Source organism: Thalassococcus lentus, assembly GCF_028023555.1.
Lineage (GTDB): Bacteria > Pseudomonadota > Alphaproteobacteria > Rhodobacterales > Rhodobacteraceae > Thalassococcus_A > Thalassococcus_A lentus.
The window spans coordinates 720,177-735,525 of sequence record NZ_JAQIOY010000002.1 but is presented as its reverse complement, the minus strand read 5'-3'; the positions used below and the strand labels follow the sequence as shown (position 1 = coordinate 735,525).

16 protein-coding genes are annotated in these 15,349 nt (G+C 58.1%); 11 read left to right on the top strand and 5 right to left on the bottom strand.

Annotated features, from left to right (window positions below; all coding sequences use genetic code 11):
• Positions 1-57: 57 nt before the first annotated feature.
• Genes PFY00_RS08650 through fahA form a run of 6 tightly spaced genes read left to right on the top strand, consistent with a single transcriptional unit; the run spans position 58 to position 6,008 of the window.
• A complete protein-coding gene (locus PFY00_RS08650) occupies positions 58-1,008 on the top strand; it encodes an MBL fold metallo-hydrolase (RefSeq protein WP_271432130.1) in 951 nt (316 codons plus the stop codon).
• The gene (locus PFY00_RS08645) at positions 1,005-2,600 is read left to right on the top strand and encodes an FAD-dependent oxidoreductase (RefSeq protein ID WP_271432129.1); all 1,596 of its coding nucleotides are present in this window, start codon (positions 1,005-1,007) and stop codon (positions 2,598-2,600) included. Before PFY00_RS08650 ends, PFY00_RS08645 begins: the two co-directional genes overlap by 4 nt.
• Positions 2,597-2,794, top strand: a complete 198-nt coding sequence (locus tag PFY00_RS08640; RefSeq protein ID WP_271432128.1) for a DUF2783 domain-containing protein — start codon at positions 2,597-2,599, stop codon at positions 2,792-2,794. The genes PFY00_RS08645 and PFY00_RS08640 overlap by 4 nt, the downstream gene beginning before the upstream one ends.
• A complete protein-coding gene (gene hmgA / locus PFY00_RS08635) occupies positions 2,791-4,137 on the top strand; it encodes a homogentisate 1,2-dioxygenase (protein WP_408648449.1) in 1,347 nt (448 codons plus the stop codon). The genes PFY00_RS08640 and hmgA overlap by 4 nt, the downstream gene beginning before the upstream one ends.
• A complete protein-coding gene (gene maiA, locus PFY00_RS08630; RefSeq protein WP_271432127.1) occupies positions 4,134-4,760 on the top strand; it encodes a maleylacetoacetate isomerase in 627 nt (208 codons plus the stop codon). Before hmgA ends, maiA begins: the two co-directional genes overlap by 4 nt.
• A 12-nt stretch (positions 4,761-4,772) precedes the next feature.
• Positions 4,773-6,008: a fumarylacetoacetase gene (fahA, locus tag PFY00_RS08625; RefSeq protein WP_271432126.1), complete on the top strand. Its 1,236-nt coding sequence runs from the start codon at positions 4,773-4,775 to the stop codon at positions 6,006-6,008.
• A 21-nt stretch (positions 6,009-6,029) separates the two neighbouring features.
• Here fahA and PFY00_RS08620 read toward each other — a convergent pair whose 3' ends face one another.
• The 5 genes from PFY00_RS08620 to PFY00_RS08600 all read right to left on the bottom strand — a co-directional run bounded on the left by PFY00_RS08620 (position 6,030) and on the right by PFY00_RS08600 (position 10,045).
• Positions 6,030-6,341: a cupin domain-containing protein gene (locus PFY00_RS08620; RefSeq protein WP_271432125.1), complete on the bottom strand. Its 312-nt coding sequence runs from the start codon at positions 6,339-6,341 to the stop codon at positions 6,030-6,032.
• An 18-nt stretch (positions 6,342-6,359) separates the two neighbouring features.
• The gene (locus PFY00_RS08615) at positions 6,360-7,103 is read right to left on the bottom strand and encodes an SDR family NAD(P)-dependent oxidoreductase (RefSeq protein ID WP_271432124.1); all 744 of its coding nucleotides are present in this window, start codon (positions 7,101-7,103) and stop codon (positions 6,360-6,362) included.
• A gap of 76 nt (positions 7,104-7,179) precedes the next feature.
• Complete coding sequence (locus PFY00_RS08610) at positions 7,180-8,490, bottom strand: TRAP transporter large permease (protein WP_271432123.1); 1,311 nt, start codon at positions 8,488-8,490, stop codon at positions 7,180-7,182.
• A complete protein-coding gene (locus PFY00_RS08605) occupies positions 8,487-8,981 on the bottom strand; it encodes a TRAP transporter small permease (protein WP_271432122.1) in 495 nt (164 codons plus the stop codon). Before PFY00_RS08605 ends, PFY00_RS08610 begins: the two co-directional genes overlap by 4 nt.
• Positions 8,982-9,061: 80 nt before the next feature.
• Positions 9,062-10,045, bottom strand: a complete 984-nt coding sequence (locus PFY00_RS08600) for a TRAP transporter substrate-binding protein (protein ID WP_271432121.1) — start codon at positions 10,043-10,045, stop codon at positions 9,062-9,064.
• Between the two features lie 333 nt (positions 10,046-10,378).
• Here PFY00_RS08600 and PFY00_RS08595 point away from each other — a divergent pair, with 333 nt between their 5' ends.
• The 5 genes from PFY00_RS08595 to PFY00_RS08575 all read left to right on the top strand — a co-directional run bounded on the left by PFY00_RS08595 (position 10,379) and on the right by PFY00_RS08575 (position 15,339).
• Complete coding sequence (locus PFY00_RS08595) at positions 10,379-11,059, top strand: GntR family transcriptional regulator (protein ID WP_271432120.1); 681 nt, start codon at positions 10,379-10,381, stop codon at positions 11,057-11,059.
• Between the two features lie 237 nt (positions 11,060-11,296).
• On the top strand, positions 11,297-12,304 hold the full coding sequence (dusA, locus tag PFY00_RS08590; protein ID WP_271432119.1) for a tRNA dihydrouridine(20/20a) synthase DusA: 1,008 nt from the start codon (positions 11,297-11,299) through the stop codon (positions 12,302-12,304).
• 4 nt (positions 12,305-12,308) lie between these two features.
• Entirely contained in the window at positions 12,309-13,124 is an 816-nt protein-coding gene (locus tag PFY00_RS08585; RefSeq protein ID WP_271432118.1) for a sulfite exporter TauE/SafE family protein, read from the top strand.
• The gene (locus PFY00_RS08580; RefSeq protein WP_271432117.1) at positions 13,115-13,888 is read left to right on the top strand and encodes a phytanoyl-CoA dioxygenase family protein; all 774 of its coding nucleotides are present in this window, start codon (positions 13,115-13,117) and stop codon (positions 13,886-13,888) included. Before PFY00_RS08585 ends, PFY00_RS08580 begins: the two co-directional genes overlap by 10 nt.
• 227 nt (positions 13,889-14,115) lie before the next feature.
• The gene (locus PFY00_RS08575) at positions 14,116-15,339 is read left to right on the top strand and encodes a calcium-binding protein (protein ID WP_271432116.1); all 1,224 of its coding nucleotides are present in this window, start codon (positions 14,116-14,118) and stop codon (positions 15,337-15,339) included.
• Positions 15,340-15,349 lie beyond the last annotated feature (10 nt).

Genomic DNA, 15,349 nt, shown 5'->3' with positions numbered 1-15,349 from the left:
CGTTGCAACTGCAACGATATTTTTGTTGCAAGCGCAACGAACAGGGGAGGGGACGCAATGGCCAAGGCATTCGCGTCGGCAGGCGATCTGACCGAAAAGAAGATCAGTTTTACCGAGGTCGGAGAGGGGCTTTATGCATTTACCGCCGAAGGGGATCCAAACTCCGGTGTGATCATCGGCGACGACAGCGTGATGATCGTCGAAGCACAAGCAACGCCGCGACTGGCCAATAAGGTCATCGAATGCGTGCGCTCGGTGACGGACAAGCCGATCTCTCATGTTGTGCTGACCCACTACCACGCGGTCCGAGTGCTGGGCGCATCTGCCTTTGGCGCCAATCAGATCATCATGTCCGACGCGGCGCGGTCCATGGTGATGGAGCGCGGTCAAGAAGACTGGGATAGCGAATTTCAGCGCTTTCCACGGCTATTCGAAGGCCACGAAAGCATTCCGGGCCTGACCTATCCAACAACCACGTTCTCGGACAGCATGACGGTTTTCCTTGGCAGCCGCCGGGTAGACATCAAGCAGATCGGGCGCGCGCATACCGCAGGCGACAGCGTTGTTTGGGTGCCGGATCAACAGACAATGTTCACTGGCGATATCGTTGAATATCATTCGGCCTGCTATTGCGGCGACGGGCACTATGAAGAATGGGGCGCGACGCTGGATGCGGTAAAGTCCTATGATCCGCAGTCCATCGCGCCGGGGCGGGGCGATGCTTTGGTCGGGCGAGAGATGGTTGATGCGGCCATCGCAAACACCCGCGACTTCGTGGACAGCACCTATAACGCCGTGAAGCCAGTGGCTGCGCGCGGAGGCTCTCTAAAGGATGCTTGGGACGCGGTGCGCGAGGCCTGCGACCCCAAATTCGCTGACTATGCAATCTACGAACACTGCCTGCCGTTCAATGTCGCCCGCGCCTATGACGAAGCGCGTGGCATCGCGCACCCGCGCATCTGGACCGCGCAGCTCGATCTGGACATGTGGGAGGCTTTGCAGGGATGAATGCCCCGCTGATTGATCGGTATCCGCTGGCGTTCAAGCTCTATCCCTACGCACGTTCAGCAGATCAGGATGCACCCCGCCCGGTGCGCCACCCGGTTGTTATCGTCGGCGGCGGGCCGATCGGTTTGGCGCTGGCCATGGATCTTGGCCAGCGCGGCACGCCGGCACTGGTGCTGGATGACCACGAAGGCGTCGGGCAGGGGTCCCGTGCGATCTGTTTTGCCAAGCGCACGCTGGAAATCATGCACCGTCTGGGGGCCGGGGCGCAGATGCTCGACAAAGGCGTCGTCTGGCAAAAGGGCCGGGTGTTCCGTGACAAGGACGAAGTGTTCAACTTTGACCTGCTGCCCGAGGAAGGCCACCGCTGTCCGGCCTTTATCAACCTCAGTCAGATCCATTTCGAAAAGTACCAGATGGATGCCATCGATGGCCTCGATGCACCCATCGAGGTGCGCGGCAAAAACCGGGTGGATGCTGTCACCGAAAAAGATGGCTATGTGCTTCTGGACGTCATGACGCCGGACGGCCCTTATCAGATCGAAGCAGACTATCTGGTGGCCTGTGACGGAGCGCGGTCCCCTTTGCGTGACATGCTGGGGCTGGGTTTCGAAGGACGCGTTTTCGAAGACAACTTCCTGATCGCGGACGTCAAGATGGCGGCTGATTTCCCGACAGAACGCTGGTTCTGGTTCGAGCCTTGGTTCAAATCAGGCGACAGCGCGCTTTTGCACAAACAGCCCGATGGAATCTGGCGGATTGATTTCCAGCTTGGTTGGAACATCGACCGCGAAAAAGAGATGAAAGAAGAGAACATTCGCGCGCGAGTCGATCAGATGCTGGGCGCGGATGTGGAGTACGAGCTGGATTGGTGTTCGATCTACACCTTCCAATGCCGCCGGATGGAACGGTTCCGGCATGGGCGCGTTCTGTTTGCAGGCGACGCGGCGCATCAGGTGTCACCTTTCGGAGCGCGTGGGGCCAACTCCGGTGTTCAGGACGCCGATAATCTCGGCTGGAAGCTGCACGCCGTCCTGCAAGGGGCACCGGACGCTTTGTTGGACAGCTATGATACAGAGCGTGTTTTGGCGGCGGATGAAAACATACTGAACTCGACCCGTGCGACGGATTTCCTGACACCGAAAACAGCTAACTCCAAGATCTTTCGCAATGCTGTGCTTGATCTGGCCAAAGACAACGCCTTTGCCCGCCCGATGATCAATTCGGGCCGACTGAGCGTGCCGAGTGTTTATGATGGCTCGCCTTTGAACGGGGTCGATGCGCTGGATGGACCGCCGCGTACCCGGCCGGGTGCGCCTTGCCCGGATGCGCCATTTGGCGACGGGTATTTGCTCGATGTTCTGGATGGCGAATTTTCGGTGCTGGCGATTGGGACCGATGCACCCGAAGTGCCGGGTATCAACTCCATCACCATCCCGGATCCCTCTGCAGAACTGGCAGAGCGTTATCTCGGGGATGCCGACGGGGCAGTTTATCTGATCCGGCCAGACCAGCACGTTGTTGCTCGCTGGGCCAGTGCCGCGCCATTGGACATTCAGGCCGCCCTTAACATCGCAACCGGAGGTGCCGCATGACTGCTTTGAACCTGAACCCGAACATCCCGGATCCGGATGGGTTTTATGCAGAACTTCTGGATGCCCATGAGGGCCTGACAGACGATGAAAGCGCGGCTTTCAATGCGCGGCTCATACTGATTTTGGCCAACCACATCGGCGAACGCGCTGTTCTGTCAGAGGCGTTGCGTACCGCGAAAGGAGCTAGGACATGACAACCATGGAGCAGCATTCTCTGATCCAGTCAGACGGCAGCAGCACGACGCCGGGCTATATGCCGGGGTGGGGCAACGACTTTGAAACCGAGGCCCTGCCGGGCGCTCTGCCACAGGGCATGAATTCGCCGCAAAAGGTGAACTACGGCCTCTATGCCGAACAGCTCTCGGGAACCGCGTTTACTCAGCCCGGTCCCGAGAGAACGTGGTGCTATCGCATTCGGCCTTCGGTCAAACACACCCACCGGTTTGAACGCATCCAACTGCCTTACTGGAAGTCCGCGCCTCATGTGGTCGAGGATGTCACCAGTCTGGGCCAGTACCGCTGGAACCCGATTGAGGCTGATGGATCGCTGACTTGGCTGACGGGTATGCGGACCATGACAACGGCGGGGGATGTGAACACACAGGTCGGAATGGCCGCCCACGTTTATCTGGTGACCGAGTCGATGAAGGACTCCTATTTCTACTCGGCAGACTCAGAACTTCTGGTCGTCCCGCAGGAAGGCAAACTGCGCTTTGCCACTGAACTGGGCATTCTGGATGTCGAGCCCAAGGAAATCGCGATTATCCCGCGTGGGCTCGTTTACCGGGTTGAAGTACTGGAGGGTCCGGCCCGGGGGTTTGTCTGTGAAAACTACGGGGCCAAATTCGATCTTCCTGATCGCGGTCCGATCGGGGCCAACTGTCTTGCCAATCCACGGGACTTCAAGGCGCCTGTGGCCGCCTTTGAGGATCGTGACGTACCTTCGACCGTAACCGTGAAATGGTGCGGGCAGTTCCATGAAACACATATCGGGCATAGCCCTCTGGATATTGTGGCATGGCACGGAAATTACGCGCCGATGAAATATGATCTGCGCGCCTATTGCCCTGTGGGGGCTATCCTGTTCGATCACCCCGACCCGTCGATCTTTACGGTGCTGACTGCGCCGTCCGGCCAGCCCGGTGTCGCCAACATTGACTTTGTTCTGTTCCGCGAACGCTGGCTGGTCGCCGAAGACACCTTCCGCCCGCCTTGGTACCACAAGAACGTCATGTCGGAACTGATGGGGAATATCTATGGTCAGTATGATGCAAAACCCGAGGGCTTTGTTCCGGGCGGCATGTCCCTGCACAATATGATGCTTCCGCATGGACCAGACATGGATGCCTTTGAAAAGGCCTCAAATTCCAACCTTGGCCCGGACAAGCTGGACCGGACAATGTCGTTCATGTTTGAAACACGGTTCCCGCAGCATCTGACCGAATTCGCCGGCAAGGAAGCCCCGATGCAGGATAACTACATCGACTGCTGGACATCGCTGGAAAAGAAATTCGACGGGACGCCGGGCAAGAAATGAAGCTGTATTCCTACTGGCGGTCCACAACATCCTATCGCGTGCGCATTGCGCTGGCACTCAAGGGTGTGGTGTTCGACACTGTTCCGGTTGATCTCGTGGCCGGGGATCAGCGCACCGAGGCCTATCTTGGCGTCAATCCGATTGCCGGGGTGCCGTCTTTGATGCTGGATGACGGCACTGTCCTGACCCAGTCCATGGCGATCCTTGAATGGATCGAGCAGGCGTATCCTACGCCAGCCCTGATCCCGGCAGACCCGGTGCAAGCCGCGCAGGTGCGTGCTGCAGCGCTGATCATGGCGACGGATGTGCATCCGGTGAACAACCTGAAGGTCGTGCAGCAGCTCAAAGCGATGGGGCACAGTCAGGACGAGGGCATCGCATGGATGCAAGATTGGATGACCCGCGGCTTGACTGCGTTCGATGCAGTGATCCCGGGCGGTGATTTCAGCTTTGGAAGTGCGCCAAGCCTTGCGGATATCTGCCTTGTGGCGCAGCTCTACAATGCGCATCGCTGGGGTGTGGATCTGACGCCCTATCCGCGCCTGACAGAGATTGAAGCGCGCTGCCTTGCCTTGCCCGCCTTTGACGCGGCGCGCCCGGAAAACCAGCCTGATGCAGGCTAGACGGAGAAGACAATGACATTGAAACGTTCCTGGGTCGAAAGCGCGAATGCGCCTCAGACTGATTTTCCGCTGAACAACTTGCCTTACGGGGTTTTCTCAGAGGCGTCCGGCGGCAAACGCTGCGGGGTTGCCATCGGGGATCAGATCCTCGACGTGGCCGGGATGGAAGCCCAAGGCCTGATCGACTTTGGCGGTGCGCTGCAAACCGGTGCTTGGAATACCTTCATGGAAAAGGGCAGTCAGGCTTGGGCCAGTCTGCGAACAACCCTGACCGAAATGCTGGCCGAAGGCAGCAGCGGACAGGACAGTCTGGCGGCCTTGATGGTGCCGATGGCCGACGCGCGCCTGCACATGCCCTTTTTCGTGACAGAGTTCACTGATTTTTATGCGTCGCGTAATCACGCCACGAATGTCGGGACCATGTTCCGGGGGCCAGAAAATGCGCTGCCGCCAAACTGGTTGCATATCCCAATTGGCTACAATGGTCGCGCATCATCCGTGGTGATCGATGGCACCGATATCATCCGTCCGCATGGCCAGCTCAAAGGTCCGAACGATACCGTGCCGCGTTTTGCGCCCTCTGCGCGGTTTGACTTCGAACTGGAGATGGGCGCGATCGTCGGGCGTGCGTCGGACGGTCCAATCAGCGTCGATCAGGCCTTTGAGAACATCTTTGGCTACGTGATCCTGAACGATTGGTCCGCACGGGACATACAGGCATGGGAGTATCAGCCGCTGGGGCCGTTTCAGGCCAAGGCCACCGCGACCAGCATCAGCCCATGGATTGTGACCGCCGCCGCGCTTGAGCCGTTCCGCGTATCGACACCTGAGCGGGAATTCGACCTTCTGCCGCATCTGCAGGACACGGGCCCGATGCTGTACGACATTGATCTCGAGGTTGGCCTGGCACCGGAAGGACAGGCCGAGACGGTCATTGCCCGGACGAACTATCGCGAAATGTACTACTCGAGCGCGCAGCAGTTGGCCCATCACACCACGAGCGGTTGCCCCATGCGTGTGGGTGATCTTCTCGGCTCAGGGACGATCTCTGGTCCCGAAAAGCAAAGCCGTGGCGCTCTGCTGGAACTGGCGTGGGGCGGCAAGGAGCCGATCACGCTGGATGGGGGCGAAGACCGCAGTTTCCTGCACGACGGCGACACCCTGACCCTGCGCGGTGCCGCCGTGGGCGATGGCTTCCGCGTCGGTTTTGGTGCCTGCGCGGGGAAATTGCTGCCAGCCAAGGTATAGGCTCGGCTTGCCTCGTGCTCGCTAGAGAAAATCGTCCCGGCGCGGCGTAAAGCAGTCAATCAGCGTGCCGGGCTCAAGACAAACGCATCCATGCGTCTTGTCCGAATGCACGACAAAGCTGTCGCCGGGCCCGACCTCTTGTTCCACGCCGTCAACCGTGAACAGGAACCGGCCAGAATGCACATAGGTTGACTGGACGTGGGGATGGTTGTGCGGGGCGCCGATAGCGCCCTTTTCTTCAAACCGAAAAGCAACAACCATCAATTCGGGGTGATCTGACAGAACCTGCCGGGTCACATGTTCGCCCGTTGATACGATTGGAAAATCGGACAATTTTGCCTCCGTTCGCTACTATGAAAACAACACGCCGCCGTTGATGTCGATGTTGGTCCCGGTCATGAAGGCACTGTCATCGCAGGCCAGAAACAGGACCAGATTGGCAACATCGTCAACGTGGCCTTGGCGTTTCATAGGCGCGTTTGCCTCGTAGCCACGACGACCCGCATCCGGTGTGTGAACGTTGTGAAAGTCTGTGTCGATCATCCCGGGGCAAATGGCATTCACACGGATGTCGGGGCCGACCTCTTTTGCCAGACCACGTGTCATCGTCATGACGGCGCCCTTGGACGTCGCATAAGCGACCGCGCCGGGGCCACCACCATCGCGGCCCGCCTGACTGGCAAGGTTCACGATTGCGCCTGACTTCATATGGGCAAGGCTGGCCTTGGTCATCAGGAAGGTGCTCGTCAGGTTGAGCGTCATCACCGCATTCCAGTGCTCAAGCTCCATCTCGGCTATGGTTTTGCGGGCGATCAGGCCACCTGCGTTGTTGACCAGAATGTCCACGCCGCCAAATGCCGTGACAGTCGCAGACACCAGCGCACCTACATCTTCTGTCTTGTTCAGATCACCCTGAACGGCGATTGCCTTGCCGCCCATTGCTTCGATCTCGGCAACGGTCTGATCGGCGCCCGTTGAGCTTGAGAAATAGTTGATCGCGACATTTGCGCCTTCGGAGGCAAGTTTCATCGCAACGGCACGACCGATGTCACGCCCCCCGCCGGTCACTATGGCGGTCTTGTCTGCAAGTTTCATATCGAACCTTTCTCAATGCGATGCTTCAACATCACGTTTGGTGTTTTGGTTGTCAGCCGTGTTAGGGCGTTGGTGTCTATGGGAACGCCCCGGGCATCAGGTTTTTGGGCAGCCAAAGAATGATTTCGGGGAACGCGGCCAGCAAAATCAGGATGATCAGCATCGGCGCCAGGATGATCACGACTTCGCGCAGGACCTGCACGACGTTCAATCCGCCGATTGCAGCCGAGATCAAAAGGCACAGCCCATAGGGCGGGGTCACCAAGCCAAAGGCCAGAGAGACAATCCCGATGATTGCAAAGGCGATCGGATCAACCCCGCCAGCGGCTGCAACAGGCATCAGCACCGTGCCGAGAATGATGATCGTCGGGATGGCATCGATAAAGAGCCCGAAGATCAGGAACAGGGCTGCGATCAACAATGCAGTTCCGAACGGGCCGAACTCCCACGCGGTCAGAATGCTGACAATCAGACGCGGCGCGTTGTAAAAGGACAAAAGCCATCCAAAGGCCGAGGCCGTGCCAATGGCAAACAGGGAAATCGCCGCGAACCGGGCTGTGTCGTACAATATGTGACCGAGGTCTTTTGGCGTGACGGTCTTGTAGACGAACATGCCAAGCACAAGAGCATAGGCCGCGGCGATAATCGCGCTTTCGGTCGGGGTCACAAGGCCGCCGACGATGCCGCCAATTACGAATACGGGTGTCAGAAGCGCAAGGGCAGCGCCTTTCCATGCGGACCAGAATTCTCCCCAGTTTGGGGTGGCCGTGACCGGATAGCTCCTGACCTTTGCAAAGCCGTAGACTGTGGCCATCAAGGTCAAACCGATCAACAGTCCGGGCAGGGCGCCGCCTAGAAACAGCGCGCCCACCGAAACCTGCATCACGCCTCCCCAGACGATCATCAGGATCGACGGGGGAATGATCACTCCCATGACAGAAGAGCAGGCCGTGATCGCGACGGCAAATCGCGTGTCGTAGCCTTCTTTCTTCATGGCCGGGATCAGGATTTTTCCAATGCCTGCGGCATCTGCCGTGGACGAGCCCGAGATGCCGGCAAACAACATCGATACGGCTACGTTTACATGGCCCAATCCGCCGGGCATCCAACCGGTCAGAACCCGCGCCAGTTCGATCAGACGATCGGTGACCTTGCCGGAGTTCATCAGATTGGCCGCCAGCAAGAAAAACGGAACAGCCAATAGAATGAACGAGTTATAGGATTGAAACATCCGGTCCAGAACGATGAACGGGGTCAGGCGCACTTCGAGCAGTACGACCGGGATCGTCGCGAGACCCAAGGCGAAAGCCACGGGTATGCGGATAAAGATCAGCACGAGGAACCCGGCGATCAGAAGCGTCGCGGCGGTTGCCGTATCGAGGATCATGTGTTCACGCCCTTCCGGCCAAGAAATGTCGAGATGTCCTGAGACAATCGGTAGCCCGCCAACAACATCCAAAGGCCACCGGCGATCGGGACGGAAATATGCGTGATCATAAGATTGGCGCGCATCATCACAGATCGCTGTTTGCCGCCGAACTCGGCGTATTCAATGCCGTAGAACAAAAACAGCAGGCCAAAGACCATGATTGCCAAATGAACGATGCCATTCTGCAAAAAGGCCAAAAAGGGAGATTTGAAATCACGCGTGATGCGCACATCGAAATGCGTTCCGTCCCAGACCGCAACCACCGATCCGATCATGACGATCCAGATGAACAGGAAGGTCGCCAACTCTTCGGTCCAGAGAAACGACGGAATGATGCCGGTGTATCGGGACAGGACCTGCATCGCGACGGGGACCGACAGGGCCCCCATCAACACTCCCAGCAAGACGCGCAGCCCCAGGCAGAAGCGGTCAAGAAACTTTCCAATCATGCGATGTGCTGCCTTGTGTGGTGACGGTTGCGCAACCGGCAGGCGGGCAGGGCGCTTTGCGCGCCCCGCCAAGCCGTCGTTTACATTCCGCGAACGTTTTCAAGCAGTTCGGTCGCACCCAGCTCGGCGGCGTAGGCATCCTGAACAGGTTGAACCAGTTCAAGCATCTTCTCGCGGCCTTCGAACGCATGGATCTTGATTTGGCCCGCGTCTGCCATTTCCTGCAGGATTTCGCCGTCAGCGCCGCTTTCGAGAGCGCGCCCAAAGGCACCTGCCTCGGCACCAGCGGCCATGATCGCTGTCTGCAGGTCTTCCGGCAGTTTGTCGTAGATTGCAGCCGACATCACGATCGGACGAACCGTAATGGTATGCTGGGTCAGCGAAATATGCGGGGCAACTTCGTAGAACTTGAGGTTCTGGATGGACGCAGCCTCGTTTTCAAATCCGGCGATAACCCCTGTCTGGATCGCATTGTAGACTTCGTTATAGGCGATTGCAGCCGGAGCAGCGCCGACAGCGTCAAAGGTCTTGGCCTGAATAGGGGCACCCATCACACGCATGCGGTGATCGGCCAGCTCTTCCATGTTTGTAATCGGCTCAGCCGAGGCGAGGTTGCGAACACCGCCGCCATGGTAGCCTACGATCACGATGCCTGCGGCTTCACGCAGATCGGCTTCAAGCGGGGCAAATGCGTCAGAGCCCAGAACTGCGTTCCAGTGATCCAGATCACGGAACAGGAATGGCATGTCCATCAGTGGGATGCTCTCGGAAAACACGGCCATGTTGGATGGGGCAAGGATCGTATAGTCGACGGCCACGCCTTGGTTCAGGTATGTGACGTAGTCCGATTCAACACCCAATTCGCCGTTTAGTCGCAGATCGAATGCGATTTCGCCGTCGTATTTTTCGGCCACGAGACGCTCAAATTCGCGCAGTGTCTTGGTGAAAGAGTGATCCTCGTCGAACATGCTTGCGCCGCGCAGTGTAACGTCAGCCCCTGCAATAGAAACACTGCCCAGCAAAATGGCCGAAGCTGCAATCGTCCTTAGTGAAAAAATGAACATTTTATCCTCCCAGATCACGTTCAAAAATTTGACAGCCTTCGTGGCCGTCCATTGCCCCAGCCGCTCTCGTTCAGTCCCTTCCATTGCCCTCCGTCACGGCGTTTTTGACGGGCGTTGGAACAGCAGCGAAGTCCGATCACGGGCTCGGTTCTGGCATTCAACCAACACGCAAACTTGGATACTAGTCAACAAAAATATTTTCCGACTTTTGTTAGGTTGAGGTTTTTCTCTTTGAAATCAGGCCAATAATGTTGTCTAGTATCCAACGTTGGGCAGTCGTTCGCTCCGTCCGACCACCAGAATCGCGGCACTCAACATTTGGAAAATTGGACTATGGCCGAACAAGGAACACTTGCACGCACCACGGGAAGTGACGTTGTTTTTGACAAGCTGTTTGAACAGATTACGCGGCTTGATCTGCTTCCCGGGACCAAGATTTCCGAGACGGAGATCGCCAAGGCATTTGGATACTCACGTCAACCTGTTCGCGAGGCTTTCACAAGGTTGGCCAACCTCAATCTGTTGCTGATACGCCCGCAGCGCGCCACTCTGGTTCGTCCGTTTTCGAGACAACTGATCGCGAATGCGCGTTTTGTGCGGGCCGCGATTGAGTTTGAAGTTGTGCGTGCCGCCGCGCGGGATCGTGATACTGCACTGGATGATGAGTTGCGGTCCAACCTTCGCAAACAGGGCGATGCGATAGCGGCCGGAGATGCGGGCCTTTTTCATGAGCTCGACTACGATTTCCATCGGTTGCTCTGTGCCTCGGCCAAGCAAGCGTTTGCCTTTGACATCATTTCAGAAAACAAGGCGCAGGTTGACCGTCTGTGCATGCTGGCCCTGACCAGCAAGGATGCGATGGATGTCCTTTACGACGATCACGCAAAGCTTCTCGAAGCACTTTTCGGTGGCGATGAAGAAGCGGCCGTCGCTGTTCTGCGGGTTCATCTTGATCGGCTTAGCCCGACGATTGACGCCATTTACACGACCCACAAAGCGTATTTTGACGATTAGGAGCCTGTTATGAAGCTGCTGATTATGACGCTCGTCGCGGTAACGGCGCTCTGAGTTCGGCACTAAGCCAGAAGCGGCGCAGAACGTGCATGAGGCACTGCAAAAAACACACAGAGCCAACGATCGAAGAGGCGGTGCAAATCGGGCTTTGAAGATGTCGTCGCGGTGGCCATTGTCGTTTTGTCCGGAATGCACTAACTAGACAGCCGAAACCCTTCGAAATACGCGGCAAGGCAAGTGTCTGAAAATAAAAGATATAACCTGCACAAGAGTGCTCGTCTCTCTGTCGCGCCGATGATGGACTGGACGGATCGGCATTGCCGGTTTTTCCATCGGCTGATGTCGCAGGAGGCATTGCTGTACACCGAAATGGTCACAGCGCCGGCCTTGGTTCGGGGCGGCGCTTTGCATTTGTTGGACTATAACCCCGAAGAACATCCTGTTGCTTTGCAATTAGGGGGCTCTGACCCGGTTGAGTTGGGCAAAGCGGCCAAACTGGGTGCACAGGCGGGCTATGACGAAATCAACCTGAACTGTGGCTGCCCGTCGGATCGCGTGCAGTCGGGCACCTTTGGCGCGGTCTTGATGAAATCCCCGGCGCTCGTGGCCGATTGCGTGCGCGCGATGCGCGATGCGGTTGATGTCGAGATCACGGTGAAATGCCGCATCGGAGTTGACGACCAGGATCCGAACGCTGTGCTGCCCGAGTTTCTGGCTCAGATCGTCGCGGCTGGCTGCGAGCGGGTCACCATTCATGCGCGCAAGGCATGGCTGCAGGGGCTCAGCCCCAAGGAGAACCGGGACATCCCGCCCTTGGACTATGAACTGGTTCAGCGCATGAAGCAGCTGTTTCCGAACCTGCACATTTCGATCAACGGTGGGATTGAAACGCTGGAGCAAGCGCAGGACTTGCTGGATGCGGGGCTGGACGGGGTGATGATCGGACGCGCGGCCTATCACCAACCATGGGATATTATGGGCACTGCTGATGCCGCGATATGGGGCAAAACCAACGCTCTTGCGTCCGCCGAAGCAGCGGTCTGCGCGATGTTGCCCTACATCGACAACCATCTGGTCGGGGGCGGCAAGCTGAACCAGGTGACCCGGCACATGCTGGGTGTGTTCACTGGCAAACCCGGTGCACGGGCATGGCGCCGCACATTGTCAGAAGGGGCGAGCCGGCCCGGCGCAGGTACAGAGCTTGTCGAAGACGCGCTGAACGCGATGCACAACAAGGCGGCCTGAGTTCATGACCTTTGCAGACCTGTTGCCCATGATTGGGCTGTTGATGGCGTCCGGTGCCTTCGCCGGGCTTCTGGCTGGTATGCTTGGGGTCGGTGGCGGAATTGTGCATGTCCCGGCGTTCTTTTTCGTTTTCAACCATTTGGGATATGAGAGCGATCAGCTGATGCAGGTTTGTCTGGCCACATCGTTGGCGGCGATCATCGTCACGGCTGTTCGGTCTGTGATGGCGCACAACAAACGTGGGGCGGTGGACTGGTCCATTTTGCGGGGCTGGGCGCCGGGTATTGCCATCGGCGCTATATTGGGTGTGTTCATTGCGGCCAAGTTGCGGTCAGAGCAGCTTGAACTGATCTTTGCCGTCGTGGCGGCGCTGGTGGGTTTCTATCTGGCTTTCGGTCGCGAGCATTGGCGCTTGGGTGCTGAAATGCCCACGGGGCCAGCCCGCGCCGTCTTTTCGCCCTCAGTGGGCTTTTTGTCGGTCTTGATGGGAATTGGCGGTGGAAGCTTTGGCGTGCCGCTGATGACACTGTATTCGGTTCCCATGCACCGGGCCGTTGCCACTGCGGCGGGCTTTGGCGTGCTGATCGCCGTGCCGTCTGTTCTGGCGTTCCTTTTGGTGCCTGTCGTCGCGGCACCGCCGGGCACCGTCGGCGCGGTCAATCTGCCTGCTTTCGTTGTGGCGGTATCGATGACGCTTTTGACCGCGCCATTGGGTGCAAGCCTTGCTCATGCGATGGACCCCGTGCGGCTACGCCGGGTTTTCGCGGCGTTTATCCTGTTCGTTGCCGCAAACATGCTGAGGCAGGCGCTGTGGATTTGAGGCAGCTCGAGACGCGCGGTTGGATCCGGGCCCCTCAAGATGCCGGAATTGCAGCCTGGGTGGCCGCGGCGCAGGGACCTGCCCAAGATGTGCTGGCAGATCCAGACATGCGGGCCAAATGGTTGCAATGTCAGGGAACGTGGTTTGTCGGTGTTGATGCCTTGCCCACCGAACCGAATGGCAGCATCGCCGGCACGGCGCTCAAAGGGGACGTGATCGATGCATTGTCGCCCTTGCCGCCCTTGCACCGGGCCCAGCTTTCGGTGACCTATCCCGGCTATCCAAAACCACGGGCCGGTGAAAGCGACGCCAATTTCGCCTACCGGCTCAAGCGGGACGCGGCGCATGTCGACGGTATCACCGCCGAGGGTCCGGACAAGCGCCGGTTCATCACCGAACCGCACGCTTTCATTCTGGGACTCCCGCTAAATGACGCATCGCCTGAGGCCAGTCCTCTTGTGGTCTGGGAAGGCAGTCAAACGATTATGCGAGAGGCCCTGACAGAGGCGCTGGCGCAACACGATCCGAAGCACTGGCCCAACGTGGATGTGACCGAGGCCTATCAGGCTGCACGCCGCGTGGTTTTTGAACAGTGTGACCGTGTCACGGTGCCCGCGCGACCGGGTGAAGCGGTGCTGGTTCACCGTTTGGCCCTGCACGGGATCGCGCCATGGAAGGAGGGTGCGTCAGCGCAGGGCAGCGCGCGGATGATTGCGTATTTCCGGCCGATCCTAGCAGCGGGAATCGCTGCTTGGCTGCGCTGAGCTTCTGTTGAATCTTCTGAGAGAAGCCTCTGAAGATCTTTGGCAAACAGCCAAAGCGATAAAATTTTATTTCGGATACAACCTGTGCGATTGGTAAATAGATAGATTAACGTTTCCAATCACAAGATTTGCCAATCATTGTTTCCCTAAACTCGCTAATCCTCGAATTACCTTGGCAAAATTGTGGCATTGCTGAATGCTTAGCGCGAATTTCTGGGGGAAATGTAATGATCTGGTTGTTAACTCTTTTACCACTGTTGCTATTGGGCGCGCTGGTTGGCGGCACAGACGACAGTGACGATGAAAACGGCGGTGGCGGCGGTGGAGGCGACGATGGTGGCGATGACGGCGAGATCCGCGGCACCACCGGCGACGATGACATCGCAGGCACAGATGGCGCTAACTTCATTTTCGGTCTCGCAGGTGCGGACATCATTTCAGGCCTTGGCGGCGAAGATGTTATCGACGGGGGCAGCGGCGGCGACATCATCAGCGGTGGACCCGGTTCCGACAACATCCTCGGTGGCTCTGGTCCAGATGAAATCAACGGCGGTTCAGCAGACGATTTCGTGAACGGTGGCGATGACAACGACAGCGTCGACGGCGGTAGTGGCGACGACACAATTCTTGGCCGCTTCGGCGATGACGCACTGCGTGGGCGGCTCGGCGATGATGTCATCAAAGGTGGCGCCGGTATGGACCGTCTGTTCGGCGGTCTGGGCGAAGACATCCTAATTGGCGGTGTTGGCGACGATTTCTTGAACGGCGGCAGCAACGATGACGTTCTTGAGGCCAACGATGGCGACGATACGCTGCTGGGCGAGGCTGGCAATGATACGATCGATGGCGGTCTGGGTGATGACCTCATGCAGGGCGGCGCTGGCGACGATGACTTCGACGGTGAGTCCGGTGATGACACGATCCGCGGTGGCACGGGCAACGACACGTTGTTCGGCGATGGCGGCAACGACTTCCTCGATGGTGAAGAAGGCGATGATGTGCTGGTCGGTGAAGACTACGATCGCGAAGGCGATGACACCCTGATTGGTGGGACCGGCGACGACTACCTGTCCAACGGTTTGGTCATGGATGGCGGCGATGGTGATGACGAGTTGCACCTCGACGCGAACACCACGGCAACCGGTGGTGCCGGTGCAGATGACTTCTTTGTGGATCTGGCTGAAATCCAGACCGCCGAAGAAGCGCCTCTGATCACGGACTTCATGCCGGGCGAGGGTGGCGATGAATTGTTGGTCGAAGTTCCGGCAAGTATTCTGGACGATGCATCGATCAGCATCGACAGCGGTCCAGAAGGCACGTTCCTTGTCAATCTGACGGTTGACGAAGAGGTCACAACGGTTGCGCGCCTCAGCGGTGGCAACGGTGTCGTGACAGCCGAAAACGTAACGCTGTTTGCACCTGTGGTGGAAGAGCCTGCCGCAGTCGCCTAGAAATTCGAAA

Coding starts and splice junctions, on each gene's coding strand:
- PFY00_RS08600 (WP_271432121.1), bottom strand. CDS start 10,045: ATGTTCATTTTTTCACTAAGGACGATTGCAGCTTCGGCCATTTTGCTG.
- PFY00_RS08615 (WP_271432124.1), bottom strand. CDS start 7,103: ATGAAACTTGCAGACAAGACCGCCATAGTGACCGGCGGGGGGCGTGAC.
- PFY00_RS08645 (WP_271432129.1), top strand. CDS start 1,005: ATGAATGCCCCGCTGATTGATCGGTATCCGCTGGCGTTCAAGCTCTAT.
- maiA (WP_271432127.1), top strand. CDS start 4,134: ATGAAGCTGTATTCCTACTGGCGGTCCACAACATCCTATCGCGTGCGC.
- PFY00_RS08610 (WP_271432123.1), bottom strand. CDS start 8,490: ATGATCCTCGATACGGCAACCGCCGCGACGCTTCTGATCGCCGGGTTC.
- PFY00_RS08575 (WP_271432116.1), top strand. CDS start 14,116: ATGATCTGGTTGTTAACTCTTTTACCACTGTTGCTATTGGGCGCGCTG.
- PFY00_RS08640 (WP_271432128.1), top strand. CDS start 2,597: ATGACTGCTTTGAACCTGAACCCGAACATCCCGGATCCGGATGGGTTT.
- fahA (WP_271432126.1), top strand. CDS start 4,773: ATGACATTGAAACGTTCCTGGGTCGAAAGCGCGAATGCGCCTCAGACT.
- PFY00_RS08605 (WP_271432122.1), bottom strand. CDS start 8,981: ATGATTGGAAAGTTTCTTGACCGCTTCTGCCTGGGGCTGCGCGTCTTG.
- hmgA (WP_408648449.1), top strand. CDS start 2,791: ATGACAACCATGGAGCAGCATTCTCTGATCCAGTCAGACGGCAGCAGC.
- PFY00_RS08595 (WP_271432120.1), top strand. CDS start 10,379: ATGGCCGAACAAGGAACACTTGCACGCACCACGGGAAGTGACGTTGTT.
- PFY00_RS08650 (WP_271432130.1), top strand. CDS start 58: ATGGCCAAGGCATTCGCGTCGGCAGGCGATCTGACCGAAAAGAAGATC.
- PFY00_RS08585 (WP_271432118.1), top strand. CDS start 12,309: ATGACCTTTGCAGACCTGTTGCCCATGATTGGGCTGTTGATGGCGTCC.